The following is a 25,628-nucleotide window of genomic DNA, read 5'->3' on the forward strand; positions in this document are numbered from 1 at the left end:
GACACACTAGTGTAGTTCCTTATTTTTTTGTAATTTGGAATAAAATCTCAGCAGAGACCTCATTACATTTCATCTAAAAGGCTAAATTAGAAAGCTCGAAATTTTATTTTTTGATAGAGAGTGCGTTTACCACCACTTATGAGAAAGTTACTTTATTTTTTCATTTTGAGTTCGACCGTTCAGGCTTTTGCCCAAACAGAAGTAGCTCAATTAGCTAGCTCGAGGCAGATTACTAAGAAAGAAACTGCCAATCTCGACAGCCAGGATGTCCGTTATTTACCCCTTTTTGGAAGTAGAGAAACCTTACAAAAGCAACTCGTTAAGAATGCCGACTTTGTAGAGCAATGTATTACGAACTTTTCGACTAAAGAAGAAGCTAGTAAGTTTTTTGCCGAACGTGGTTGGGAGTACTTGAGTGAAGGTCTATTGGATACTGCTACTTATCGCTTTAATCTTGCTTATTTGCTCAATCCGAATAATATGGATGTGTACTGGGGCTTAGGTTCGATTAGTTACCAACGAAACAACTTCGAGCAATCAGCTGCATTTTTGAGGAAAGGCTTATCGCTTTCGCCAGATAATACCGTATTGATGGTAGACGTAGCAACGGTTCAAATTGCTTGTTTTAAAGAAAAGAAAGATTGTAATGATATTGACGATGCTTTGGCTTTGTTAGAAAAATCTGTAAAACTAGATTCGACTAATGCCAATGCTTGGCTCAAATATTCTATTGCAGAGTTTCAGTTAGAACATTATGACAAAGCGTGGGATTATCTCCACAAATGCCGAGTACTGGATTTGAGCTTTGTCGATTTGAATTATGTGCAAGAATTAATGGCTAAAAAAGAAGACCCTGTGGGCTTTTTTAAATAATATCAACAAAACACCACAAAAAAGCCTAGTTACAATGAGTAGCTAGGCTTTTTTGTGTGCTTTAATTCCTTGAAATTGATTGTGTGCAAGATTTAATATGACTATTTTGTGAAAAAATAAGCAAACTATCTCCCATATATTATAATCAATAATGCAAGATTGTTTTGAGGAATTTGGTATAAAGCGAAAAGATATTCGTAAAAATAGCTTTTGAGAATTGTATCAATAGACTACGTTACAATGTTGCCCTAAATCCTAACAATAACTATGCAATACATAGGATCAATTGACCAAGGTACAACAAGTACACGATTTATTATTTTTGACAAACAAGGTAATATGATTTCGGTTGGTCAAAAAGAACATGCACAGATTTATCCACAAGCAGGATGGGTCGAGCACGATGCAACCGAAATTTGGCAAAACACACAAGAAGTCATTGGTTTGGCATTGGGCAAGGTTAATTTATCGCCTCATGATTTAGCTGCTGTAGGTATTACAAACCAACGTGAAACTACTGTTATTTGGAATAAACATACTGGCGAACCTTATTATAATGCCCTAGTTTGGCAGGATACGCGCGTTGGAAATACCGTAGCAGAATTGGAAGCATCGAGAGGCTCAAACTGTTTTAGAGAAAAAACAGGATTACCTCTAGCTACCTATTTTAGTGGGCTGAAAATCAAATGGTTGTTGGATAATGTAGAGGGACTTCGTGAAGCAGCACAAAATGGAGAAGCCATTTTTGGCAATATGGATACTTATGTAATCTGGAATTTGACAGGTGGAACCGATGGCGGTATCCATGTCACAGATGTAACCAATGCCAGCCGTACCCAATTGATGAACCTCCACACCATGCAATGGGACGATGAAATATTAGAGATTTTAGATATTCCTAGGCAAATATTACCAGAAATTCGCTCAAGTAGCGAAGTATATGCCGAGGCTAAGGGACTATTAGTAGGGGTTCCAGTTGCAGGAGATTTGGGCGACCAGCAAGCTGCCTTGGTTGGACAAACCTGCTTTGCGGCTGGCGAAGCCAAAAATACTTATGGTACAGGTTGCTTTATGTTGCTCAATACAGGAACTACGCCTACGCCTTCAACTCATGGATTATTGACGACAGTAGCTTATCAATTTGGCAAAGAACCTGTACATTACGCCTTGGAAGGTTCGGTGGCGATTACGGGAGCTTTGGTACAATGGTTAAGAGATAATCTAGGAATTATTGAAAAAAGCTCAGATATAGAAGACCTCGCTAAATCAGTAGAAGATAATGGCGGATGTTACTTTGTTCCAGCATTTTCGGGGCTATATGCTCCTTATTGGAAAGCCGATGCTCGTGGTATTATCGCAGGTTTGACGCGCTATGTCAACAAAGGGCATATCGCCCGTGCAGCCTTGGAAGCTACAGCTTTTCAAACTTTGGAAGTGTTGGAATCCATGGAAAAAGATGCCAAAATCGAAATATCATCATTACGTGTTGATGGGGGAATGGTCGTAAACGAAATGCTAATGCAGTTTCAGTCAGATATGTTGGATGTACCCGTTGTATGTCCTGCCATGATCGAAACCACTGCTTTGGGTGCTGCTTATGCGGCTGGTTTGGCCGTAGGATACTGGCAAGATTTGAATGATTTGAAGCAAAACTGGGGTATAGCTCATACTTGGAATCCTGATATGCCGTCAGAACAACGTGAAAAACTATATCATTACTGGAAAAAAGCGGTTACGCGTAGTTTTGAATGGGAAGAGTAAAATAAGGAAAGGGTTTTAAAAAGGATTCAGCCTATCATTTGGCCAACTATCTTTATTTTTAACCGAAAAAACTAAAAGCTTTGCCAAACGATTTTGTATCTTGTAGTATTGCAAAACCATACTGGGCAACAAGCTCATATTTTTCAAAATCAAAACCTTATTCCTATGCAACGTCTTACAGTAGCTGGTAGATTGATTATCACAGCCCTTGTAGTAGCGGCTTTTTATTTTGGATTCTCTAAGTTGGGAGGACAGGAGTTACTCAAAAAATTCAAGACAACAGATTCGACTCAAACAGCATCGACAACTTCTAGTACTTTGCCTGCCGAAGAAAATAGTTCGAGCGAAGCAAGTAGTAATAGTAACGATGAGGTTACCTCAACGACCAAAGCCTCTTTTGAGTATACAGCACCTGTACCGATTGCTGGTAAGCTCAAAGGCGTGGTAGAGTTGGGAGCAAGTGGTTTTAACTCATTCATTGTTCGTATCGATAAAGATAAAAACTGGAAGCTTGAAAAAGCCGAATTTGGTAATAGCCTTGTAACTGAGAATATGGCTACCGATGAAGATGTACGAACTGGTTTGAAAAAGTACATCGGAAATATGCTAGATTACGGTGTTGGAGGCAAAGAAATTCATTTTGTCGTTAGCTCGGGAGCTTTGAAAGCAGAGATTACTCAACGTATTATTAAAGCACTCAAATCGCTCAATTACTATGTTAATACTGTAACTCCAGAACAAGAAGGTGTCTTAGGCTTGAAAGTGGTTCAGCCAAAAGAATTTGCAGACAACTCTTTCGTGGTTGATATTGGCTCGGCAAATACCAAGATTTCTTGGCATGAAGGCTCTGCTATTCGTTCTTTAGAATCGTATGGCGCGAAGTATTTTCAAAATAGTATCGATGATGAAACTGTAGCCAAAGAAATCTCGGCTAAGTCAAAGCAAATTCCTTCTGAAAACCGTGAAACGTGTTTTATCATTGGTGGTGTACCATTCGAATTGGCTAAAGCTGTTCGCAAAGGAACCGAACGTTATACCGTATTGGATGCTCCTTCGGCTTATAAACTAGATAATGCTAAGTCAAAAGCTGGGTTGAATATCTACAAAGCTGTTGCCGAAACAACGGGCTGTAAAAAGTTTGTGTTTGACTGGGATGCCAACTTTACCATAGGTTTCTTGTTGAATTTGCCATAATTCAACATTCTTTAAGCCTTTGACAATTTTTACTTCTAATATTAAGGTCGACTAAATCAGTCGACCTTTTTGTTTTATTTAAATTCATGACAAAAGAAGCTTTCTCCCATAGATATTTTATAAATTACCGTACTGTCTGAGACATTTAATACAAAACCCAATGACGACCTTTAAGAAAAAAATAATCTCATTTTGGAAAGTTCTAGGCCCAGGTTTAATCACAGGTGCTAGCGATGATGATCCTTCTGGTATTGCAACATACTCACAAGCAGGGGCACAATTTGGTACCAAGTTGCTGTGGACAGCCATTGTAACCTATCCTCTGATGGTATCTATTCAGGAAATGTGTGCCAGAATTGGTCTGGTAGCAGGGAAGGGACTTATGGGGACTATCAAAAAATACTATCCTCCTTACATTTTATATCTGATTTTACTGGTCAGTATTCCTTCTATCATTCTTAATATTGGGGCAGATATTGCGGGAATGGGAGCGGTTGGACATTTGATTTTTCCTGAAATACCTGTTTTTATTTGCTCGATTAGCTTTACGACTTTACTTATACTTGGCATTGTCTTTTTATCTTATCGTCGTATTGCGATGATTCTCAAATGGCTCTGTATTGTGTTGTTTAGCTATATTGCAATTCCTTTTATGTTAAAAATCAATTGGTTATCTGTTTTGCATGACACCTTAATTCCTAAAATTGAATATTCATCCGACTATTTTGTTGCCTTGGTAGGTATTTTGGGGACTACTATTTCCCCGTATTTATTCTTTTGGCAAGCCTCCATGGAAGTCGAAGAAATCCAACAACGTCATTTGGTTGTAGACAAACGGGTAATTCATTCTATGCAAAGCGATGTTCGTTGGGGAATGCTATTGACCAATGTAGTTTTCTTTTTCATCATCCTTACAACAGGTGTAGTATTGTTTCAAGCAGGCATTTTTCATGTAGATACTGTGGAAGAAGCCGCCCGTGCATTACAACCTTTGGCTGGAGACAATGCCTATTTGTTGTTTGCAGTTGGTGTAATTGGAACAGGTTTGTTGGCGGTGCCTGTGCTTTCGGGGGCCTTGAGCTATATGATTGCGGAGGCTTTTGATTGGCAAGAAGGTTTAGATAAAAAATTTCATGAAGCAAAGGGTTTTTATATTACGCTAATCGTTTCGATGCTTGTTGGACTTTTTGTCAATATTATAGGAATTAGTCCTATCAAAGCCTTGATTTATACCGCGGTTTTATACGGGATGATTGCCCCCATTTTGATTGCTATTATTTTGCATATCAGTAATAACAAAACGATTATGGGACGATTTGTCAATACTCGATTGGATAACCTAATGGGAGCACTTACCATGTTGGTTATGACATTAGCAGCTGTAGCATTAGTAATGTTGTAAGGCGATTCGCTAAAATATTCATACCTTTGTACTTATGAATCAGCAAGTAAATAATCCCTTACATGGCATCACGCTCGAAATGATCATTAATCATTTGGTGGCTTATTATGGCTGGAGTCAATTGGGGCAACTCATTGAAATACGCTGTTTTAATTTTGAACCAAGTGTAAAATCGAGTTTGAAGTTTTTGCGTAAAACGCCTTGGGCTAGACAAAAAGTCGAGGAGTTGTATATAAAAACAGTCAGAGAGATTGAGCGTAAAAGTAATGTCCATGAAACCAAATAAATGGAGTCCCAAACCTGAGGGTGCTCCTTCAAAATCTTCGGAGGCAAAATTTCAGGTAACCGAAAATACCGAATTGATGGTGTTCCTGATTGCCAAGATGCCACATAAAAGTAGAATCAATATCAAGAGTCTTCTTCGTGACAAACAAGTATTAGTCGATGGCAAAGCCATTTCTCAATTTAACCACCCTTTGGTGGCAGGGCAGGAAGTACAAATTAAGGCTTTGAAATCGCATCAAGAAAAACCTTACAAAGGACTTAATGTTATTTTTGAAGACCAATATTTGATTGTTATCAACAAAGAAGCAGGTTTGTTGTCGATTGCAACTGATCGTGAAAAGGACCAAACGGCCTACTCAATTTTGAGTGATCACGTCAAAAAAGAGAACCCCACGAATCGTATCTTTATCGTACATCGCCTCGACCGCGAAACTTCTGGCGTAATGATTTATGCCAAAAGCGAAAAGATTCAAAAGCTTTTGCAAGAATCTTGGCACGAAACTAAGGAGCGTGTTTATGCAGCGGTAGTAGAAGGGCAGTTGAAATACCCCTATGGAACGGTAGAATCGTATTTGGTAGAAAGTAAAGCCTATATTGTGTATTCGTCACAAAATCCTAATAACGGACAAAAAGCCGTTACACATTACGAAACCATTAAGTCCAATAGCAATTATTCACTTGTAAAAGTGAAGTTGGAAACAGGTCGTAAAAACCAAGTAAGAGTTCACATGCAAGATCTCGGTCACCCAGTGATTGGCGATGCCAAATACGGATCAAAAGTAAATCCTATCAAAAGATTGGGCTTACACGCATGGGAATTGAACTTTATTCATCCTGTAACAAAAGAAGTTTTTAATTTTCAAACACCACTACCAGGAAAGTTTAAGGCGCTGTTTTAATATGCTTTAGGCGGGCAAAATTAAATGATTGGGTTTTTGGCAGTCAGCTATGGGCACATGGCAAAAGTATTTCTCATGAAATAGTAGAAGGTTTTCTGCCTAATGCAGCCAACCTAAGTCTTATTTTGCCCACTAACTTAATTTTTTTTTAACGTAAAATCATTCAAAACAAATGGATATATATGTAAGCAGTCTTCCTTTTAAGTTGAAGGAAGCGGGTTTAAAAGCCCTTTTTGAAACTCATGGAGAGGTGGAATCTGTAAAAATTATTATTGATAAAATCACTCGTCAAAGTAAAGGCTTTGGGTTTGTAACAATGCCCAACGAGGAGGAAGCCAAAGCGGCTATCGCTGCGCTTCATGGAAGTGAACTTGATGGAAGAATTTTGATTGTCAGTGAATCTCAACAAAAGTTTCAATCGAGCGTGAAGGATTCTAAATCAAAGAAAACTTCAAGTGCCTACTTTAAAGGTATTGGTAAAAGCTACAGAAAGAAATAATAAGTATTAGTGCAAAACAAGATTTAAGTGATGTGTTTAGAGACAAGGCAACAGGCACAAGGCAAAGAGTGTTAAAATGTTTTTAACGACCATGGACATGCATTTTTCCCAAAGCCCACCGCCGAAAGCCGATACCTGAAAGCCCCAAGTACAATCTTAAATTTTATTTTGCCCACTGCTTATAGCATAAAGCGTATTAATGAAATGTGCCAATATAGTAAGAGCACTCGTGTAAGGGAAATACCTTGGACGAGTGCTCTTACGTTTTGTAGTTAAGTTCATTCCACTGGAAGCATTTATCCTGCTCCGATTCTTGAATTGAAATATTTTTACTGAAAAAATCCTACATTTGATTTGAATTTTTATAAACTCAATTTGAATGTATGAAAAAAATCCTTCTAAGCTTCTTACTGTCTTGTTTATCAATAGCCTTATTGGCTCAAAATAAGCAGGCTACGTACTGTAATCCTATCGACATTGGCTATCGCTACAACTTCGAGCAAATGAACGAAGGTATTTCGTACCGTTCGGGTGCTGACCCTGTGATTGTTACGCACAAAAACGAATATTATTTGTTCGTAACTATTTCGGGAGGATGGTGGCATTCCAAAGATTTAGTCAACTGGAACTATGTTGTACCCGACAAATGGCCTATGGAAGATATGTGCGCACCAGCAGCAGTTTCGGTGCGAGATACCTTGTATTTGTTCCAGTCGACTTTTCAACAACGCCCTATTTTTTATTCGACCGAGCCCGAAAAAGGAAAACTCAAATTCCTTAATCGTTGGTTGCCTCAACTACCCAAAGATATTGGTCCTTGGGATCCAGCGCTTTTTCATGACCCCGATACCGATAAATGGTATATGTATTGGGGCTCTTCCAATGTGTATCCTATCTTCGGAGCAGAGCTAGATAAAAGTAGAAACTTGACATATAAAGACAAAACCGATTATAAACCCTTGATATTTTTAGACCAATATCAACATGGTTGGGAACGCTTTGGTCCAGACCATTCCGATATGATTAAGCCATTTATTGAAGGCGCTTGGATGACCAAGCATAATGGTAAGTATTATCTTCAGTATGCAGGACCAGGAACAGAATACAATGTTTATGGTAATGGTACTTATGTTGGTGACAACCCACTTGGACCATTTACCTATGCACCTTATAATCCCATTTCTTATCGTCCTGGTGGGTATATGACTGGTGCGGGACATGGCAATACCTTTCAGGATGTCTATGGAAATTATTGGAATACAGGTACGCCGTGGTTGGCGGTGAACTGGCCAATGGAACGACGTATTTCAATGTTCCCTGCGGGTTTTGACAAAGAAGGACAAATGTACTCAAATACCCGTTTTGGAGATTGGCCTCATTATTTGCCAACAGGAAAATGGGATAATCGCGATGCTTTGTTTACTGGTTGGATGCTCCTTTCTTACAAAAAACCAGTAACAGTTTCTTCTCAGCAAGATACCATTCATATAGCTAAAAACCTGACTGATGAAGGACGACAAAGCTTTTGGGTAGCCAAACAAAACAAAGCAGGCGAATGGGCAAGTATCGACTTGGGAAGAGAATCAGAAGTAAGAGCATTGCAGGTAAATTATATTGATTACAAAAACAATGTATTTGATTCTGATACAAGTGTGTATACTTTATTTAAAATTTGGGGTTCAAAAGATGGGAAAAAATGGGAGCTTCTGCGTGATCTTACTAAGGAACCAAAACGAGATAGACCCTGTGCCTATATCGAGCTAGAAAAACCCTATAAAGGTCGTTTTATCAAATATGAGCATGTATATGTAAAAGCTCAAAACCTTGCCATTGGCGAAATCCGAGTATTCGGAAATGGGCTAGGACAAGCACCAACGACACCTCAAAAATTGATGGCCAAACGTCAAAAAGATGAACGGAATGTGGATATTTCTTGGGAAAAAGTACCTAATGCCGTAGGTTATAATATTCGATGGGGCATAGAAAAAGATAAGTTGTATCAAACCTATCAGGTATATGCCGACCAACCAACATCTTTACAAATCAGAGCGTTGAATTTGGGACAGAAATACTACTATGCCATAGAAGCATTTAATGAAAATGGTGTATCTGCTCTTAGTGGTGTAGTTGGAGAATAATTCTTTATTTTCATAAAATCAAAAGCCCGATAAGAAAGTAACTCTTATCGGGCTTTTTGATGATTCAAAAACTCAAATCATTGAAATTACTTTTGTAAAGCAACTTTCAAGACTCTTGTGCCTGCATCAGTATATATTCTGATGAAATATTGTCCAGCAGTGTATTGACTTAAATCTAAACTTGTCCAGAAATCGTTTCCAATACGCTCCATTGATTTTTGAGTTAGTGTATTTCCTACCAAAGAAATAACTTCAGCGGTAACTGCCTTGTAATTATTATCAGGAACTTTGACCGTTACTATATCAGAAGTTGGGTTAGGATACACTTTGGATTGCCCATCGGATAACAAATCTTCTTCAATAGCAGTAATAGTCACAGATACTCCTGCCGAATAAGCACTACAGCCATTCGCATCGGTAACTTTAGCGTTATAAAAACCTGATTGAATTGGGGTAAAACTAGCTAAACCTTTAGCCGCAGGGTACTCAATTCCATTGAGAGTCCAAGATGGATTTGTTCCTGAAAGAACTGCAAGTACTCCATTTGTCCAGTTTACATTAGGAGCAATCGGAGTATAAGCTGTGGCTGTCACACCCGAAGTAGTGGTAGAACAAGCTCCTCCATTCGATACTTTCACCGTGTACGTACCCGCAATACTTACATTTAAAGTATTACTTGTGGCACCATTCAATGTTGCACCATTACGAAACCACTGATAGGTATAGCCATTGCCCAAGGTAGCTGTTAACGTACCAGCACCATCTGGACAGAAGCTAATCGTATTTGAAGGTGTTATACTGACAGTAGGAGCTGTTACACTTTGAATAGTTACGGCAGCACGTGTACTTGGACATTCTAATGCACCTAAACTAATATCATATAAATAGTAATATCCTGTTTTTATAATATTCCCATTGAAGTATGCTCCTGTAATACTTACAGTATTATTTAATGAGAAAGGATAGCCCACCAAGTCTGTAGCCGTTGAAGTAAGGTTTTTATTACTTCTGTAAATGGATGCTCCGTCAGCACATGTTTGGGTAATATAGTATGTTCCAGCAGCAGGTAGTTTGAGGTTTAGATTCACTACAACACCTTGGTCTGTTTTGTCATCAATCAACTGAGAGTTACTTCTTGTCGAATTGGCAGTGGTTCTGGTTGCTTGTACAGGAATTGTCACAGAAGAAACTGGTGCGCCATCCGCTGCATTGACTACTCCAAATGTGATACTACCTGATGTACCTACGTAAATTCTGGCAGACTTAATTACGATTGGTGCTTGAGTTGTCATTACAATCGCTGGACCAAAGTTTTCAAAATAAGAACCATCACCATATTCATATTTCGTTTTTGCTCCAATACTTCCCGAAATTTCACCTGTCGAAACATACAACTTGCTTGTTCCTGTTGGCAAGGTAAATGAGCCTGTTCCTCCAGTATAGATAAGCGTTCCTCCCACAGATTGGTCAAACCATTGTACTGATGCTGAACTAGCTGATTTGATGATGGCTGTACTTGCTCCATCACAAACAATAGCCTCTGCTGTTGGAGCAGCCGTAGTGCTTACGGTACGAGTGAAGGTAACTTGGTTATTTCTTAAATCTTGGTCACTTGCTAAGGTCGCTTGTGTGGCAAAACTATAACTTTGTCCCGCAACAACATTCAAAGTTCCTGTTAAAGTTACTTCTGCTGTGGCTAAAGAAGCCAACGTTCCTGTATAAGTACCTGCAAATGTTCCACTAGCACCAGAGGTATTGCTTACCGTCACACTTATTGGAATATTAGAAATACTGTTTAATCCATTGTTGGTAATACTAACCTTTATTTGAGTTAAAGCAGTATTACTACAGAATAAACCCGTTTCTGGTGTCACCAAATTGCTTACAGCTACATCGCTAAGGGCTCTTGTAACAGCCAAAGGAATATCCATTACCTCTGCATTGGATACCGCGCCACAAGCTGTCACAGCATTTGCGCTAGCTGCTTGTGAGCAAATCACACGCATACGTAGTGTTGTGCCAAAATTGATTGCTTGAGGTGCGGTAAAGTTTAGTGCGTATACTCCTGTGCCATTTACGGTACTTGTACCTACTAGATCACCATCATCATCAAAACTTCCATTGCTATTCCAGTCAATAAATGCTTTTAAGATATGGTTACTTGTATTTTTTACTGATACATTTAAAGTTAATGCTTGATTACTTGAAACATTATTTCCACCTTGTAAGCTAGCGGATTCAATCACATCGCTACCCGCACTTACAGCATTGCTACAGTAGGTTACGGTTCCTGTACCACTAACAATTAAAGAAAAATCTTGTTTGCTATTGGTCAAGGTTCCTTTGTGGCTTACTGTAATGGTATAAGTAGCTCCAGGAAGTGGATTACTGATTAATATTTGCTCAATGTTATCTCTGATATTATCACCAGTTGTTGCCAAGTCAGAAGGCTTTTCTGGATTTAGGGTAAAAGGCAAATAATTAGAGGTACCATCGGAAACCCTTACATCTAAATCGTTTATCAATTTCGGAGTGCGATTATTTAAGTTAGATGCTGATGTCGAAGTAATCGTACCTTCAGGATCAGTCCAAACAATGGTTACTCGTAAAGGTTCTTGACCAGATGCCACAACAGTTTGTGTTGAAGTAGCTCCTTGCGCTAGACTTTTTTCTTGAAGTAAATTTGATTTTGAAGTATTCAAAATTACTTTTCCTGCTTTTTCCATGTTGAGCAAACCCCAACCATAAATATAATCAGGACCCACGTTGCCTGCGTCCTCAGCGGTATGAATGGCAAGTCCTCTCAACGTTGCGGATCGCATAAATTGCCCGTCATTCTGCTTAGCATATAATTCTTGGAGCAAAAATAAACTACCCGCCACCTGAGGACTAGACATCGATGTTCCACTTAATGTAGCATAACTAGTAGTTGAGCCTGTAGATGTAGAGAATACGTTTACACCTACCCCAACAATATCTGGTTTGATACGACCATCATCTGTAGGTCCCCAGCTACTAAAATCAGAAATTTTGATGTCAGATGATTTTGTTGGTGCTGCATCAAGGGCATTTACAGCCCCAACCGTCAAGATATTTTTGGCAGTACTTGTTGTAGGCAAAATATCATAACTGTCATTTTTACTTCTTGCTACCGAACTAGTATCTGTTCCGCTACCCAAATAGTAAACCGTACCAGGGTCTGGTCCAGTTTCACCACGGTTATTTCCTGCTGATTTTACAATAAGGTAATAAGGAGCATTGTAGGCAATTTTATCTAAAGTTTGTGTATTGCTATCGTAGAAACCAAATTTATAGTCTTCAAAAGCATTGATATTCACATTACCCATCCAGCGCCATTTGCTTACGTCTGAATCGTAATTCCAACCTGCTAAATAACCATAAGAGTGATTTGAGATAAGTAAGCCACTAGCAGCTGCACTTATTTCTGTATTATCGCTGTTGTAATCCCATGCACGAAGGTTCGCGCCAAACGACATCCCCTTCGCTTGTGCCGAAATCCCTGTCGCAATCATCGTTCCCGAAGTATGGGTAGCATGTTGGTCTAAAGTCGTAGCATTATCTTGTTGGGTAACACGACCTGCAAGTTCAACGTGACTCGAATACACACGTCCTCCATCCCAGATACCTAGCTTGCCACTCATGTAACTGCTGCTACCACTTAGGTTTAGTCCAAGACTTCCTCCTGTGTACATAGAGGTAGTTCTTGTCGCAGCAGCGGCTCTAGCATTACTATGGGTAATTAGGTAAAGTGGCTGGCCTGTTGCATCGAGGCCTTTCAACGAATACACCCTTCCATCTTTATAAACACCATTAATAGGCCAGCTTTTAGACTTTGCTGTTTCTAATGCTTTTTGGTATTCGTTTTCCTCCTGCTTACTAATTTCTAGAGATACAGTTTGTTGTTTACTTTGTTGTGAAGTAGAGTAAAGACTCTTCTCTTGACTAAAGGTGAGATGCGTGAGAAAGAGTAAATACAATAAAAGTATTTTTTTCATACAATCGGTTGGTTACAAATGAAAGGGAAAACTACGTATTTTACTGAATACTTACGATACAAACATGACAGTTTTTTTGAAAGAAGCGTTGCGTTCACATTCCAACTAAAACAAATAAGCCTTAGTACAACTCGTACTAAGGCTTATTTGTTAATGGTATTAAGGGTGAATACTGAGTTTTAAGTAATTTTAATTTTACATTCACAATTCACAACTCAGCACTTACACTTAGAGTATTTCAGCTTCTCTTTTCTTATTCACACTTGCCGAAACCCAAATACTGATTTCATACAAACCAAACAATGGGGTTGCTACCAATAACTGTGAAATAACATCTGGCGATGGTGTGATAATGGCTGCCACAATCAAAATTACAATCAAGGCATGACGACGGTATTCTCTCATAAAGGCTGGCGTCAAAATACCCACACGCGAAAGCACATAAGCAATCATTGGGAGTTGGAACGTAAGACCACAAGCCAATGTCATCATCGACAACAACGAAATATAATCGTTGATGTCAAACTGGTTTTGAATACTATCATCAAGTTTGAAGTTAGCCAAGAAGTTAATCGCCATTGGCGAAACCACAAAGTAGCCAAAACTTACACCCATGAAAAACAAAAGAGATACCCAAAATACCGCACCACGAGCGGCAGATTTTTCGGTGTCTTTTAATCCTGGACGAATAAATTTCCATATTTCCCAGAAGAAATATGGGAATGCAAACATCAAGCCTACGATAATCGACTGGGTAAGTGCCATCATAAATTGACCTGATACCTCACGACTTTGCAAAATAAAGCTTGCTTGCTTAAAACAAAGCCCTTCCATCCCTGTAGCGTCGGCTACTTTACACAACATTCGGTTGGTCCAGAAGTCAGATTTGGCAGGTCCCATGATGATTCCTCCAAAAATTTCTTCTCTGTAAATCCAAGCAACAATTGTAAATATCAAAATAGACGCAATCGAGCGTAATAAATGCCAGCGAAGTTCTTCTAAGTGCTCTACGAAGGTCATTTCCTTTCCTTCGATACCTTCTTCTAGTTCTTCGTCAAATTCTTGGTCTAGTGCCATTAGTCAGTTTAAAAATTAAAATGAGATGTTGTATCGAGCAAATACCTGAAAGTCTTTTACTTACAGGAAAACAAACCAGATGGAGCCAAAAATCGAGTAAAGTATTTTTTATACAAAACTAAATCTTGAAAGCTCCGTGCTAGATAAGTTCGTTTTTGACAACGAAATATATCAAGTGCTTATTCGCAAAGTTACACGAAAAAAGCAAAAAACCCTGACAACCTTTGTAGGTGTCAGGGTTTTTTCATATCGACAAAATCAGAGAATTATTTGTAAAGTGGGAAGTTTTCAACCCATTTGTTTACTTCTGATTTTACTGAAGCAATGTAAGTTTCGTTGTCATGGTTCATCAATACGCTATCGATAAGGTCAACAATGTGCAACATTTCAGCTTCTTTCATACCTCTTGTTGTCATAGCAGCAGTACCTACACGCATACCCGATGTTACAAATGGAGATTTGTCATCGAATGGCACCATGTTTTTGTTGATCGTAATATCAGCTTTTACCAAAGTGTTTTCAGCCAATTTACCAGTCAATCCTTTTGGACGAAGGTCAATCAACATCAAGTGGTTGTCTGTACCACCCGAAATGATTTTGTAACCTTTGTCTAAGAATGCCTGAGCCATTACTTTAGCATTTTTCTGAACTTGTTCAGCATATACTTGGAAATCGTCAGTCAACGCTTCACCAAAAGCAACAGCTTTAGCAGCGATTACGTGCTCCAAAGGACCACCTTGAGTTCCTGGGAATACAGCGCCGTCTAAACAAGCAGACATTGTTTTCAAATCACCTTTCAATGTTTTGAAACCGAATGGGTTTTCAAAATCCTGACCCATCATAATCAAACCACCACGAGGACCACGCAACGTTTTGTGTGTTGTCGTAGAAACGATATGGCAATGTTGCATTGGGTTATTCAACAAACCTTTTGCAATCAAAGCAGAAGGGTGAGAAATATCTGCCAACAACAAAGCACCTACTTGGTCAGCGATGTTACGCAAACGAGCATAATCCCAGTCACGAGAATACGCAGATGCACCACAGATAATCAATCTTGGACGCTCTTTCAAGGCTGTAGCTTCTACTTTGTCCCAGTCGATCAAACCTGTTTCTTCTTCTACACCATAAAAGAATGGTTGGAAGTATTTACCTGAAAAGTTTACTGGAGAACCATGAGAAAGGTGACCTCCGTGTGCAAGGTTGAAACCTAGGATTTTATCGCCAGGGTTCAAGAAAGACAAAAATACTGCTGCATTAGCTTGTGCACCAGAGTGAGGTTGCACGTTAGCCCAAGTAGCACCAAAAAGAGCTTTGGCACGTTCGATAGCGATATTTTCGATTTGGTCAACTACTTCGCAACCACCATAGTAACGTTTGCCTGGAAGACCTTCTGCATATTTGTTGGTAAGCACAGAGCCTTGTGCTTCCATTACTTGCTTAGATGTGAAGTTTTCAGAAGCAATCAATTCGATACCAAATTCTTGGCGGTGTGCTTCTTGGTTAATCAAGTTAAAAATTTCAGTATCTCTTTCGAGCGTGAAAGTTGCTGTTGCCATTTCGCAAATTGTGATTGAATAATTGTGAGGTTGGTTTTGTATTAACAAATCATTAAATAATGATAAAAACCAAGCGTTTCTTGTATTAACACAGTAAAAATACTCTTAAAAAATGGATTGTGAAAACATTTTTTTACGCTTATCAGGCAATTTTTCAATTAGCCTTAGTCTCGCAACCCTTTATTTTTCAGGTTATTAGTAGAAAGTTTTAATTTCTAGAAAAAGTGAAAAGATTAAGTACTGGCAAAGAAGAGTTTAAGTGTTTTTACTAGACTGAATTTAGCGATTTAGTGATTGAGCGAATGAGTGATTAATTTAAAAACTGTATTCTGGCAGTAGAGACGTAATGATTGCGTCTTAAGCTGAGTAAAAAATCACAATGGTTCAACCTTTGAATTCCAATAAACAAGAGTTACAAGAATAATGGACTTCGATATTGATAGAGTTCCACTCGGATATGTAATTTCCCTATTTGAGAATTCTTATAAGGAGCTTTAAGAGCTTCTTGCGGGATTAGTATAATATTGTAAAGGTCAACTGGTGCAGAAAGAATATCAGTGATAATTTCCTTTCTGATTTTGCCTTTTTTTAGGACTATAAATGGATGTTGGATGTATGATTTACCCCAATTCTCTTTTATTTCGTACCACGATGAATGTTCATTATAATAAATGACTGACAATAAGGCATCATTTTCCAAATATCCTTCAATTGTTATTTTATGTGAACTCGCACGAAATGGCGTATTTACACTAGAGTATGCGATGCCTCCATCCATTTCATAAATATCAAAATCCCAGACTCTTTGTAAGGTAAAATGCCTGATGACAAAAAATGAGATAAGAAGCCCAATGCCTAAAAGTACTTTTTTCATGTTGTTGTAGAAATTAAATTTATGTTAGCTAGTTTATTAAGAACTAAAGTTTGTTTACTTGTCCCTATCTTCATAATTATGCCAGTGACAAATGGAATGATAAAGTTATAAACTTTTGAAAGAATAGGTCCAAGTCACAGACTTGAACCAGTTGTAGGATAGACTACAGAGAATTAAACCAAAGCCCCCAAAGTTAAAGTCATGAAAATAAATATTTCAGAAGGTAGGTGTTCAGAATCCTTCTTAGAAAAAGTCGAATCATTTGTCGTTCCTATTATTAAATCGGAAGTTGTTCCCCATGTGAAAGAATCACTTTTGTGGATAGGGTTATATATTCGTAAAAGCGATGTTAATAATTCAATATACCACTTTTGCATGATTGACGTGTTAGTTGCAAAAGCCGCATTGAGAATCTGGGATGTAGAGCTTCACTGGCGTTCATCAGATGGCAGTATTGTATTAGCTTCTGATGATGTCGCAGACAAAGAAATCAGCTTTTGGATTGAAAATATGCCATCACAAGAACGATTACAGCAGGTTGTTGAACGTAACGAATATATGTGGAAACGTTCTACTAAAGAAGCGACAGTAGACAAAAAGCTCTATCGGTTTAAGATTCGGGAAATGGGCTGGTTTGGTTCTTCATTTCCAGATATTGGCATTAGGATAAAGACCCCTGTCAACATCGAAATTTTAGCTGAATTTATCGGAAATGCTATTGAATCGTATAACCAAAAAAGTCTGCTAAAAGATGATTTTGACGAAAACGACATGACAAATCTAGGCTTAATCCATAATTGTAGCTATGAAAAGAAAAAGAAAAACGTCTATCTCTTCACACTAGATATGGGTTCAGCACTTGATGGGGTAGATGCGATTTTGCAAGCACTAAATGATTCAGATTTTGAGATTGAATTAATCACGTTGGAATAAAGGAATTCAGTTCACTGTAAAGTTATAAACTCTTGATCTAGTGTCGTATAGATTGGTAACTCTTCAGGTTCCTCTTCAATAATAACTAATGAAGCTAACAAAAATACAAGAAATATTGATTGTAAAAATATCAAGAAAATTTCATGAAGATAGTCTTATAAATTCTTTTGATATTGAATCATTGGAGCAAACGATTGGAACAAAAGTTCCCCAAGCCTTAACAGAAATACTTCCATTATATTATGATGTAGGAGAAAATATGTATCTAGAAACTGAGGCTATTCTTTATGATGAAGATGAAGACAGATTTAGTAGTTTTTGGGCTCCTGTAAGTTGGGAAAATTGGTATCTATGGTACATAGAAGAACTTAATGAATTCATAGATATAGATATGCACGATTATCTAGTTATAGGGTCAACGGGGACAAATGCCTCAATTGCTATAGGTCTAAGATACGAGATTGTAGGGCAAATTTTCTGGATGGATTTTAGAGAAGTAGATGATTTTAAATATTTTAAAATTGCGGATTCCTTGTTAGAATTTATAGAAATGCTGTAATCTGTTCAGAGCATGTTTGAAAATGTTAAAAGAATAGAATTTCTATTTGATTTCCTTTTTCCTGAGTATCCTCTCCAGAGGTGCATATCTGGCACAAGAAAGCCAAGTATATCAAACAGATATATGTTTATTTTGAAATAAATTATAAAAATTAAACATAGTCCTATTTTCTTGTTCTTATCTTCATAATTGTGCCAGTAACGAACGGAATCGTAAAGTTATAAACTTTTGAAAGAATAGATCCAAGTCACAGACTTGAACCAGTGATAAAAAAAGCGCCCTATATACGACAAATTTTATCTGTCGTATATAGGGCGCTTTTACAATTATATCAAAATGGAGGTTTATTGCATTTTCAAATCGTCACATCATCAAATTTTCAAATCGTCACATCCTCTCCATTTCAAACCTTATTTCTTAATACCTCTTTTGATAGCATCGTAGATTACCTCATTGATATTGGTTCTAACATTGAGGTCTGACAATTTGGAATTGTTGCGTGTGGGATATACTCGGTTGGCTAAGAATACATACACCAATTGATTGTCGGGGTCAACCCAAGTATAAGTTCCTGTAAAACCTGAGTGTCCAAAGCTCGAAGCTGGGGCACTTGGAGCAGCACTAATGCCTGGCTTTTTGCGGTCGGGCTTATCGAAGCCAATACCACGACGACTATTTTCTGCTACACTGAATGGATAGCTCGTCCATTCGTTCAAAGTACTTTCTTTGATAAAACGCTTGCCTCCATAATATCCTTTTTGCAAATACATCTGCATCAATTTTGCTAAATCGTTGGCATTTCCAAACAAACCTGCGTGTCCCGAAATACCGTTGAGCATAGCAGCACCTTCATCATGTACTCGTCCGTGGATGAGTGTTTTACGGAAAAGAGAGTCATATTCTGTTGGTACAATTTTGTTTGAGTCATAATGCAAGCGAGCATTGTAAGTCAACGTAGTAGCACCCAATGGTTTGTAGAAAGTATCTTTTAAGAAAGATTCCCAATCTTTACCAGTCAGACGAGGAATGATTTGTGGATACATATAGTACGACAAATCTGAGTAGACATATTCTTTTTTCTCACGCAAAGGCGAATCTTCAATCGCCTTGTAAAGCACATTGTGATAATCTTTATGAATCCAAAGGTTTTCTGCTACTTGGATAGAATAATCATTAGATTTTTCAGCCGCAAAAGTATGGTGCTTCCAAATGGTTGGTTGTGTGGAGATATTCACACATTCAGCCCAAAGTTTTTTGTCAGACTGTATTGCTTTTTCGATACGAGCATAAGCTTTTTTACGACTGAAAAGTTTTTCCCAAAACGTAATTTTATATCCTTCTGGATACCCGTGCGCAGCAATTTTATCTTGATATACTTTGCTTGCCAATAACATTTTGGTAGAGTCGATACAATCTTGCCAGAATGGAATCCATGCTCTTAGGCGTGCTTGGTGCGTCAAAATATCCTTGTACACCAATCCAGCTTTATTGGAGTTTTTCCAGTCTGGAATCATATCGCCCATGGTACTGCTCAAAGAGAATTTTCCTTCATCGCTCATACGCATCATCGCGGCTACTGAGGTACTAATTTTGGTAACCGAAGCCAAGTCATACAAATCAGTTAAAGCTACCTTTTGATTTCCTTCATAGGTATGTTTTCCATAAGCTTTATGGAAAATTACTTTACCATTTTTAGCGACTAAAACAACCGCACCTGGCATTGCCTTACGGTCGATAGCTGTCGTAACAATTGAATCAATGCGAGCGCCTAAATATTTTGAATCTATCCCTACAGCCTCTGGAACGGTATATTCAAAACGCTGAAGAGCTTTGGTCGTAATACCATCATTGTATTTGAACGCAGTATTTACTGTCACAGGAAGTTTACCTGTAATAGGAGTAGCTCCGAATATGGCTTGTGCTGCAGCTTCTTGTGTAAAAGGTGTTTCTTGGAAAGTTTGAACCAAAGCTGCCGCATTTTCCAAGTTTTCAAATTTCCCTAATGTGTAAGGATTCGAGAAAAGCGTGATGATGGTTTTGGCATTGCTAAATCTCTTAACCAACTCCTGTGTTTTAGGGAGGATATTATAATTTTTAGCAGGGCGAATATTTTGCCCATTCACACCCATAATTACCAAATTGTACGATTTGAGTGCCTCCTCAACTTTAGCAATTGTACTATCAGCCGAGTTTTCGTCTAAGTTAAAATGTTCTACAGCCGTGTAATTGCCCAACATTTTCTGGAAATCCGTTACAGGTTTCGACCCAAAAGCTGGTGTTCCAATAACCAATGAGGCAATTTTTAAGGTATCAAGATTCTGTAAAGGAATAAGGTCTTTTTTGTTACGAAGTAAAGTAACTGTATTAACAGCTAACTGACGATTGAGCAAGTCTGAAAAACGAGGATTTAGGTCATCAATCAAGTTTTTGGTATCTATCGCTTTGTATTTATCTAGTCCAGCCCATGATTTTGCCAATAGGATTCTTTTTACACGTTCGTCGATATCAGCTTGAGAGATTTCGCCACTTAAAAGTGCTTTTTTGATGGCATTAAATGCCGCAGGAACATCCACAAATGTTTCAAGAATATCATTTCCTGCAAGAATGGCTTTTACGTTGGCAGTTCCTTCAGGGAAAAACTTTACTGCCCCTTGCATATCCATGGCATCGGTAAATACCAAACCTTTGAAATTTAACTCTTTACGCAACAAATCCGTAATGACTTTCCTTGACAGCGTCGAAGCTAAGTTTTTGGTAGTATCCAAAGCAGGAATATTTAGGTGCGCTACCATAACTCCCTGTAAACCATTTTTGATAAGTTCACGATAAGGATACAATTCCAAAGAATCTAATCTAGTACGATTATGACTAATCAAAGGCAAATCGTAGTGAGAATCGGTTCCTGTATCGCCATGCCCAGGAAAGTGCTTCGCAGAAGTAATAACCCCACCACGTTGTAAGCCTTTCATGTAAGCAATGGCTTTTTGCGTTACTTGATATTTGTTTTCGCCGAATGAGCGGAAGTTGATAACAGGGTTGTTGGGATTATTATTTATATCAACAACTGGCGCATAATTTACATGTACACCTATGCGCTTACACTGAAGTGCAATTTGATAACCCATTTCTTCGAGTAGCTGGGTATTGCCTTGCATGGCCCCTAAAGCCATCTGATAGGGAAAACGCGTTGTACTGTCGAGACGCATACTTAAGCCCCATTCCAAGTCCATGCCAATGAGCATAGGTACTTTAGCCATCGCTTGTAGCTTATTGACTAATACGGCTTGTTTGCTAGGATTTCCAGCGAAGAAAACTAATCCACCCACGTGGTAATCCCTTACGATTTGGTTGAGGCGAGTCGTATCATAAGTAGCGTTGTAATTAGCACGAGGCATCATCAATTGACCAATCTTTTGGTCAACTGTCAGCGTTTTAAATACAGAATCTACCCATTTTTGATTGGCATTCGGAAAAAGCTCTGATTGAGCCAAAGCCCCCGAACTTGCTAAACCAAGGATAGCTAAGGTTTTGATGAAGTAATGCGTTATTTTCATTAAGCGTTTCAAAGGTTGATTGAATATGCAAGATAAGAATTTTTTGAGGGATACGCTTACGGAGTTGTGTGGGAATGAGGTGTAAGCGTTCATAGTTTTTAGCTTTAAACCATCAGCTAAAAGTTCCAGAGGATTTTATCGCATATCCAGTAAACATTTTGCCTAATACTTGCGGCATATGGGCTAAAGCCAAATTTGCCATTTTCTGTTAATCATACAAAATCTATAATGTTACTCTAGTAAATAAGCGTATCCTGACCTACCTTTGTAAAATATTATTCAACAAACTAAATCACAGTGAAATACATCAAACCCATCGAACAGCTCATCCAAGAATCGGAGGAGTCTGGCGAAAAAACACTCAAACGTTCTCTCAATGCCTTTCAATTAATTATGCTCGGTTTAGGGGTAATTATTGGAGCGGGCTTATTTTCACTTACAGGTTTGGCAGCGGCTAATAATGCTGGTCCAGCGGTAACGCTTTCTTTTGTAGTAGCGGCCATAGGCTGTGCTTTTGCAGGCTTATGCTATGCCGAGTTTGCAGCTATGATTCCTGTTGCGGGAAGTGCTTATACGTATTCTTATGCGACACTCGGCGAATTAGTAGCTTGGATTATCGGTTGGGACTTGGTGCTAGAGTTCTCTGTTGGAGCGGCTACAGTGGCTATTAGTTGGTCAAACTATCTGGTGAAGTTTTTGGCTTATTATCAACTTTATATTCCACCTCAATTAGTACATTCTCCATTCGAAAAAGTCACTTTGGCTGATGGACAACAAATTCATGGTTTGTTCAACTTACCTGCCGCTTTAGTAGTGGTGTTTATGTCCTTTATTTTGATGCGAGGTACCAAAGGTTCTGCTATTTGGAATGCTATTGTGGTATCGCTCAAAGTGGCGGTGGTACTGGTATTTATTGCTTTGGGATGGAATTATGTGCAACCACAAAATTACCAACCTTATATTCCAGCTAACACGGGTATATTTGGTGAATATGGCTGGTCAGGCATTTTGCGTGGCGCAGGCGTGGTATTTTTTGTTTTCTTAGGATTTGATATTATTTCGACAGCGGCACAAGAAACTAAAAACCCACAGCGTAATATGCCTATTGGTATTATTGGTTCTTTGTTGGTTTGTACCGTTTTATTTGTGCTTTTTGCACACGTAATGACAGGTCTTTCGCATTATACTACTTTCAAAAACAATGCAGCGCCTGTGGCGGTGGCTATTCAACAAACGCCGTATGCGTGGTTATCTCAATTGGTGATTTTAGCAATTTTGGTGGGTTATACCTCCGTAATTTTGGTCGATTTGATGGGGCAGTCACGAGTATTTTTTAGTATGTCCAAAGATGGACTTCTCCCTAAAATCTTCTCTGAAGTACATCCCAAATTCCGTACTCCTTGGAAATCAAATATTTTATTCTGTGTGTTCGTGAGCCTATTTGCGGCTCTTGTTCCTATTGATGTCGTTGGCGAAATGACCAGTATTGGGACGCTATTAGCATTCGTTGTAGTTTGTGGGGGTATTTTAGTTTTAAGAAAAACGAACCCAGATACTCCACGTTCATTCAAAACGCCATGGGTGCCATTCGTTCCAATTATGGGAATATTGACTTGTGTAGGAATGATGGCATTTTTACCATTAGATACGTGGATTCGACTGATTGTGTGGATGGCTATAGGTATGGTGATTTATTATACTTATGGCCGCAAGAATAGTGTGATTCGGAAGAATGCCTCAAAAGCAGATATGGAATAAAATCTTCATAGCCTATTACTCAGCGGAATTGTGAAGGATTGATTTGATAAAGTCGAAATAGTGATATTTTTACTAACTGGCTCGTAGTGCTTTCCTTGGGCTGTAATAGTAAAACTAATAGGATGCTCAACACTTGGCTTGGCATTTGGCGAAAGTACCAACGATAGCAAGTTGCCAGCGGTTTTATGATTTTTACTTTCAAGGTCACTGAGTACTAGGTTTTTGTCTGGGCCTGAAATTGAAATGGTTAGATTTTTAGGAAACACAATGTTGGGTTGCTCTTCATCTACAAACTCAATGAGGATTGGAGTATGATAGTTGCTTGTATTATTGGGAAATCGAATATCATTAAACGGATTAATATTTTGACAACTCGAAAACAAAAGAGGAATCATAAATAATAATAAACCGCTACGGCTTATAGAAGCGATAGACGTTTTCATGAGTTCAGGTTTTATTTAGTGGAAAGTGAAATAAACGCCATCAAGTAATAAAGTCTTTGTGAGATTTGTTACTTGATGGCATTTTTGTATCTATTTACTGACAATTATTGAGTGGATAAATAACAGTAGCATTAACTTCCCCAGTTGTTGCATCAATTGGGAAAGAACCATTCAGACCTGTTGACGAAACGATGGTAGCCTTATCTCCGTTGATGGTAACTTCTCCAGAGAAATCAATTCCATTATAAGTAGCAGTTAAAGTATATTTTACTCCTTTCTTCATACCAATAATAGCTTTTCCTTCCACCACACTGACTAATTGTTCTGTGTTGGTATCATCTACGAGTTTTAGCCAAACTGTAGGTTTGATACTGATATTTTTGCTAATACATGCCGCTGTAAAGTCAAGATTTACTTTTACTGCATCAGATTCGGTATCAGTGGTGGTTGTTGGTGTAGGAATGTCCGGAGCTGTCTCTTTAACTTTTACATCTACTATTACTACGGCGTTATTACAAGACTTAAAAGATTTAGAGCCACCTTTCGAAGTAGTATTTGGAGAGGTACCAACAGGAGTAACAACAATACGTCCTGTATAACCACTAGGTACTCGTTTTACTTTAATGTTATAACTTGAACCATTAGATATTTTAAAATTATTAAAGCTCTTACTGAACTTTGCTTTTCCATTTTTAGAGTATGTAATCTTTGCACTAAATTTGGAAGTACCATATCTAACGTCAGAATTTACTTTTATTCTGATAGTTTTGGTGCCACAAGTTTTGCCCTTATAGTTTCTAGAAATTGTCCATATTGACAAATGGGATACTTTAAAGTTGGCAACCAAATTTCCATTGGCATCTTTTGCAATAGTGGCAACTCCTTCTTCTGTCCATTCATCTTTAGCTTTATCATAACTCCATACAGGAATTTGATCGCCTACGTTCATGGGAGCTTCTGTTTCTGGATCTTCATAGCTTGGATTAAGAGAAAGTGTTACATCCAATGGCGTTGAGAAACTTTTAACATTTTTACCACCAGCAGTCATTTCGATATCCACAAAACCTGCTGATAGGAATGTCCCAAAATCAGTAGTTCCATCTTTATACTTAATGGTATTTCCTTCACCTTCGTTTGGTAGGCTATTGGCTGCTTCTTCTGTACCTGTTCCGTATTGCACAATGGTACTCGAAACATTGGTAGCGTTAATCACCAAACCATTTTCATCTTTTAGTTGTGTACCAGGTGCAATAGAGATTTTGGCTACCTCTGGTTTTGAAGATGTAGCAGGAACCGTAATAGTTTCGCCAGTGGCTAATAAAGTTGTTTTGGAAACAGCGCCAACGCCATCTGGTAATGCATTAAGGTTTGTCAATGGTACTTCGTAAGTAGCACTTTCTAAATCGGTTACTACGATACTGTAGTTGGTAGACACGTAATTGGGACCTTTGACAGAAACTGTAAATTCTACAGGGGCACTTTCGGTTGGGTTGGCATTTTGTCCTAATACTACCGAAAGTAAATTACCTGATACCTTAAAGTCTTTTCCTCCAAGATCTGTAAAAACAAGGTCTTTGCCAGGTCCTGAAATTGTTACAGTTAAATCTTTGGGTAAAGTTTTACTGTTGGGATTGGCATCTACAAACTGAATCAAAATAGGAGATTTATAGATATTGTTGTTGACAGTAAGCTCTACGCCTTCAAGTGGATTAATTTGTTGACAACCAAAAGTAAGAGCTAGTCCAAGCGAAAGAAGTACCGCAGGACGGAATATAGAAGTAAATATTTTTTTCATCAGAAATAA

18 protein-coding genes are annotated in these 25,628 nt (G+C 38.3%); 11 read left to right on the forward strand and 7 right to left on the reverse strand.

Features of this window, described 5'->3' with window-relative positions; genetic code table 11:
* Positions 1–138 precede the first annotated feature (138 nt).
* From QM524_RS14570 to QM524_RS14605, 8 genes are all read left to right on the forward strand, one after another.
* Positions 139–873, forward strand: coding sequence for a tetratricopeptide repeat protein (locus QM524_RS14570; protein ID WP_283345142.1), 735 nt, complete (start codon positions 139–141; stop codon positions 871–873).
* Between the two features lie 267 nt (positions 874–1,140).
* Positions 1,141–2,634: a glycerol kinase GlpK gene (gene glpK / locus QM524_RS14575; protein WP_283345143.1), complete on the forward strand. Its 1,494-nt coding sequence runs from the start codon at positions 1,141–1,143 to the stop codon at positions 2,632–2,634.
* 165 nt (positions 2,635–2,799) lie between these two features.
* Complete coding sequence (locus tag QM524_RS14580) at positions 2,800–3,828, forward strand: hypothetical protein (RefSeq protein ID WP_283345144.1); 1,029 nt, start codon at positions 2,800–2,802, stop codon at positions 3,826–3,828.
* Positions 3,829–3,988: 160 nt separating this feature from the next.
* Positions 3,989–5,230 (forward strand): Nramp family divalent metal transporter, encoded by a 1,242-nt coding sequence (locus QM524_RS14585; protein ID WP_283345145.1) that lies wholly within the window; start codon positions 3,989–3,991, stop codon positions 5,228–5,230.
* 34 nt (positions 5,231–5,264) lie between these two features.
* Positions 5,265–5,516 (forward strand): VF530 family protein, encoded by a 252-nt coding sequence (locus QM524_RS14590; RefSeq protein ID WP_095166280.1) that lies wholly within the window; start codon positions 5,265–5,267, stop codon positions 5,514–5,516.
* The gene (locus QM524_RS14595) at positions 5,503–6,414 is read left to right on the forward strand and encodes an RluA family pseudouridine synthase (RefSeq protein ID WP_283345146.1); all 912 of its coding nucleotides are present in this window, start codon (positions 5,503–5,505) and stop codon (positions 6,412–6,414) included. Before QM524_RS14590 ends, QM524_RS14595 begins: the two co-directional genes overlap by 14 nt.
* 172 nt (positions 6,415–6,586) lie before the next feature.
* A complete protein-coding gene (locus tag QM524_RS14600; RefSeq protein WP_166553258.1) occupies positions 6,587–6,913 on the forward strand; it encodes an RNA recognition motif domain-containing protein in 327 nt (108 codons plus the stop codon).
* Between the two features lie 383 nt (positions 6,914–7,296).
* Positions 7,297–9,051, forward strand: coding sequence for a family 43 glycosylhydrolase (locus QM524_RS14605; protein ID WP_283345147.1), 1,755 nt, complete (start codon positions 7,297–7,299; stop codon positions 9,049–9,051).
* A gap of 86 nt (positions 9,052–9,137) precedes the next feature.
* On the opposite strand, the gene QM524_RS14610 is transcribed toward QM524_RS14605, so the two are convergent.
* The 4 genes from QM524_RS14610 to QM524_RS14625 all read right to left on the reverse strand — a co-directional run bounded on the left by QM524_RS14610 (position 9,138) and on the right by QM524_RS14625 (position 16,577).
* Positions 9,138–13,067: a S8 family serine peptidase gene (locus QM524_RS14610; protein WP_283345148.1), complete on the reverse strand. Its 3,930-nt coding sequence runs from the start codon at positions 13,065–13,067 to the stop codon at positions 9,138–9,140.
* A gap of 228 nt (positions 13,068–13,295) precedes the next feature.
* Positions 13,296–14,144, reverse strand: a complete 849-nt coding sequence (gene tatC, locus QM524_RS14615) for a twin-arginine translocase subunit TatC (protein WP_283345149.1) — start codon at positions 14,142–14,144, stop codon at positions 13,296–13,298.
* A 266-nt stretch (positions 14,145–14,410) separates the two neighbouring features.
* On the reverse strand, positions 14,411–15,703 hold the full coding sequence (locus tag QM524_RS14620) for a serine hydroxymethyltransferase (RefSeq protein WP_095166293.1): 1,293 nt from the start codon (positions 15,701–15,703) through the stop codon (positions 14,411–14,413).
* A 412-nt stretch (positions 15,704–16,115) separates the two neighbouring features.
* On the reverse strand, positions 16,116–16,577 hold the full coding sequence (locus QM524_RS14625) for a hypothetical protein (RefSeq protein WP_283345150.1): 462 nt from the start codon (positions 16,575–16,577) through the stop codon (positions 16,116–16,118).
* Between the two features lie 201 nt (positions 16,578–16,778).
* Between QM524_RS14625 and QM524_RS14630 the strand changes: the two genes are divergently transcribed.
* Together QM524_RS14630 and QM524_RS14635 are read left to right on the forward strand one after the other, a co-directional pair.
* Positions 16,779–17,510 carry a hypothetical protein gene (locus tag QM524_RS14630; protein ID WP_283345151.1) on the forward strand — a complete coding sequence of 244 codons (732 nt, stop codon included), beginning with the start codon at positions 16,779–16,781 and terminating at the stop codon, positions 17,508–17,510.
* 88 nt (positions 17,511–17,598) lie between these two features.
* On the forward strand, positions 17,599–18,069 hold the full coding sequence (locus tag QM524_RS14635) for an SMI1/KNR4 family protein (protein ID WP_283345152.1): 471 nt from the start codon (positions 17,599–17,601) through the stop codon (positions 18,067–18,069).
* A gap of 410 nt (positions 18,070–18,479) precedes the next feature.
* On the opposite strand, the gene QM524_RS14640 is transcribed toward QM524_RS14635, so the two are convergent.
* Complete coding sequence (locus tag QM524_RS14640) at positions 18,480–21,716, reverse strand: glycoside hydrolase family 3 N-terminal domain-containing protein (protein ID WP_283345153.1); 3,237 nt, start codon at positions 21,714–21,716, stop codon at positions 18,480–18,482.
* A gap of 204 nt (positions 21,717–21,920) precedes the next feature.
* Between QM524_RS14640 and QM524_RS14645 the strand changes: the two genes are divergently transcribed.
* The gene (locus QM524_RS14645) at positions 21,921–23,381 is read left to right on the forward strand and encodes an amino acid permease (RefSeq protein ID WP_283345154.1); all 1,461 of its coding nucleotides are present in this window, start codon (positions 21,921–21,923) and stop codon (positions 23,379–23,381) included.
* A 5-nt stretch (positions 23,382–23,386) separates the two neighbouring features.
* Here QM524_RS14645 and QM524_RS14650 read toward each other — a convergent pair whose 3' ends face one another.
* Positions 23,387–23,824, reverse strand: a complete 438-nt coding sequence (locus QM524_RS14650; protein WP_283345155.1) for a hypothetical protein — start codon at positions 23,822–23,824, stop codon at positions 23,387–23,389.
* A gap of 94 nt (positions 23,825–23,918) precedes the next feature.
* Complete coding sequence (locus QM524_RS14655) at positions 23,919–25,619, reverse strand: hypothetical protein (RefSeq protein ID WP_283345156.1); 1,701 nt, start codon at positions 25,617–25,619, stop codon at positions 23,919–23,921.
* Positions 25,620–25,628 lie beyond the last annotated feature (9 nt).

It is taken from the genome of Flectobacillus roseus (assembly GCF_030056595.1).
Classification (GTDB): Bacteria; Bacteroidota; Bacteroidia; order Cytophagales; family Spirosomataceae; genus Flectobacillus; species Flectobacillus roseus.

Coding starts and splice junctions, on each gene's coding strand:
- QM524_RS14570 (WP_283345142.1), top strand. CDS start 139: ATGAGAAAGTTACTTTATTTTTTCATTTTGAGTTCGACCGTTCAGGCT.
- glpK (WP_283345143.1), top strand. CDS start 1,141: ATGCAATACATAGGATCAATTGACCAAGGTACAACAAGTACACGATTT.
- QM524_RS14580 (WP_283345144.1), top strand. CDS start 2,800: ATGCAACGTCTTACAGTAGCTGGTAGATTGATTATCACAGCCCTTGTA.
- QM524_RS14585 (WP_283345145.1), top strand. CDS start 3,989: ATGACGACCTTTAAGAAAAAAATAATCTCATTTTGGAAAGTTCTAGGC.
- QM524_RS14590 (WP_095166280.1), top strand. CDS start 5,265: ATGAATCAGCAAGTAAATAATCCCTTACATGGCATCACGCTCGAAATG.
- QM524_RS14595 (WP_283345146.1), top strand. CDS start 5,503: ATGAAACCAAATAAATGGAGTCCCAAACCTGAGGGTGCTCCTTCAAAA.
- QM524_RS14600 (WP_166553258.1), top strand. CDS start 6,587: ATGGATATATATGTAAGCAGTCTTCCTTTTAAGTTGAAGGAAGCGGGT.
- QM524_RS14605 (WP_283345147.1), top strand. CDS start 7,297: ATGAAAAAAATCCTTCTAAGCTTCTTACTGTCTTGTTTATCAATAGCC.
- QM524_RS14610 (WP_283345148.1), bottom strand. CDS start 13,067: ATGAAAAAAATACTTTTATTGTATTTACTCTTTCTCACGCATCTCACC.
- tatC (WP_283345149.1), bottom strand. CDS start 14,144: ATGGCACTAGACCAAGAATTTGACGAAGAACTAGAAGAAGGTATCGAA.
- QM524_RS14620 (WP_095166293.1), bottom strand. CDS start 15,703: ATGGCAACAGCAACTTTCACGCTCGAAAGAGATACTGAAATTTTTAAC.
- QM524_RS14625 (WP_283345150.1), bottom strand. CDS start 16,577: ATGAAAAAAGTACTTTTAGGCATTGGGCTTCTTATCTCATTTTTTGTC.
- QM524_RS14630 (WP_283345151.1), top strand. CDS start 16,779: ATGAAAATAAATATTTCAGAAGGTAGGTGTTCAGAATCCTTCTTAGAA.
- QM524_RS14635 (WP_283345152.1), top strand. CDS start 17,599: ATGAAGCTAACAAAAATACAAGAAATATTGATTGTAAAAATATCAAGA.
- QM524_RS14640 (WP_283345153.1), bottom strand. CDS start 21,716: ATGAACGCTTACACCTCATTCCCACACAACTCCGTAAGCGTATCCCTC.
- QM524_RS14650 (WP_283345155.1), bottom strand. CDS start 23,824: ATGAAAACGTCTATCGCTTCTATAAGCCGTAGCGGTTTATTATTATTT.
- QM524_RS14655 (WP_283345156.1), bottom strand. CDS start 25,619: ATGAAAAAAATATTTACTTCTATATTCCGTCCTGCGGTACTTCTTTCG.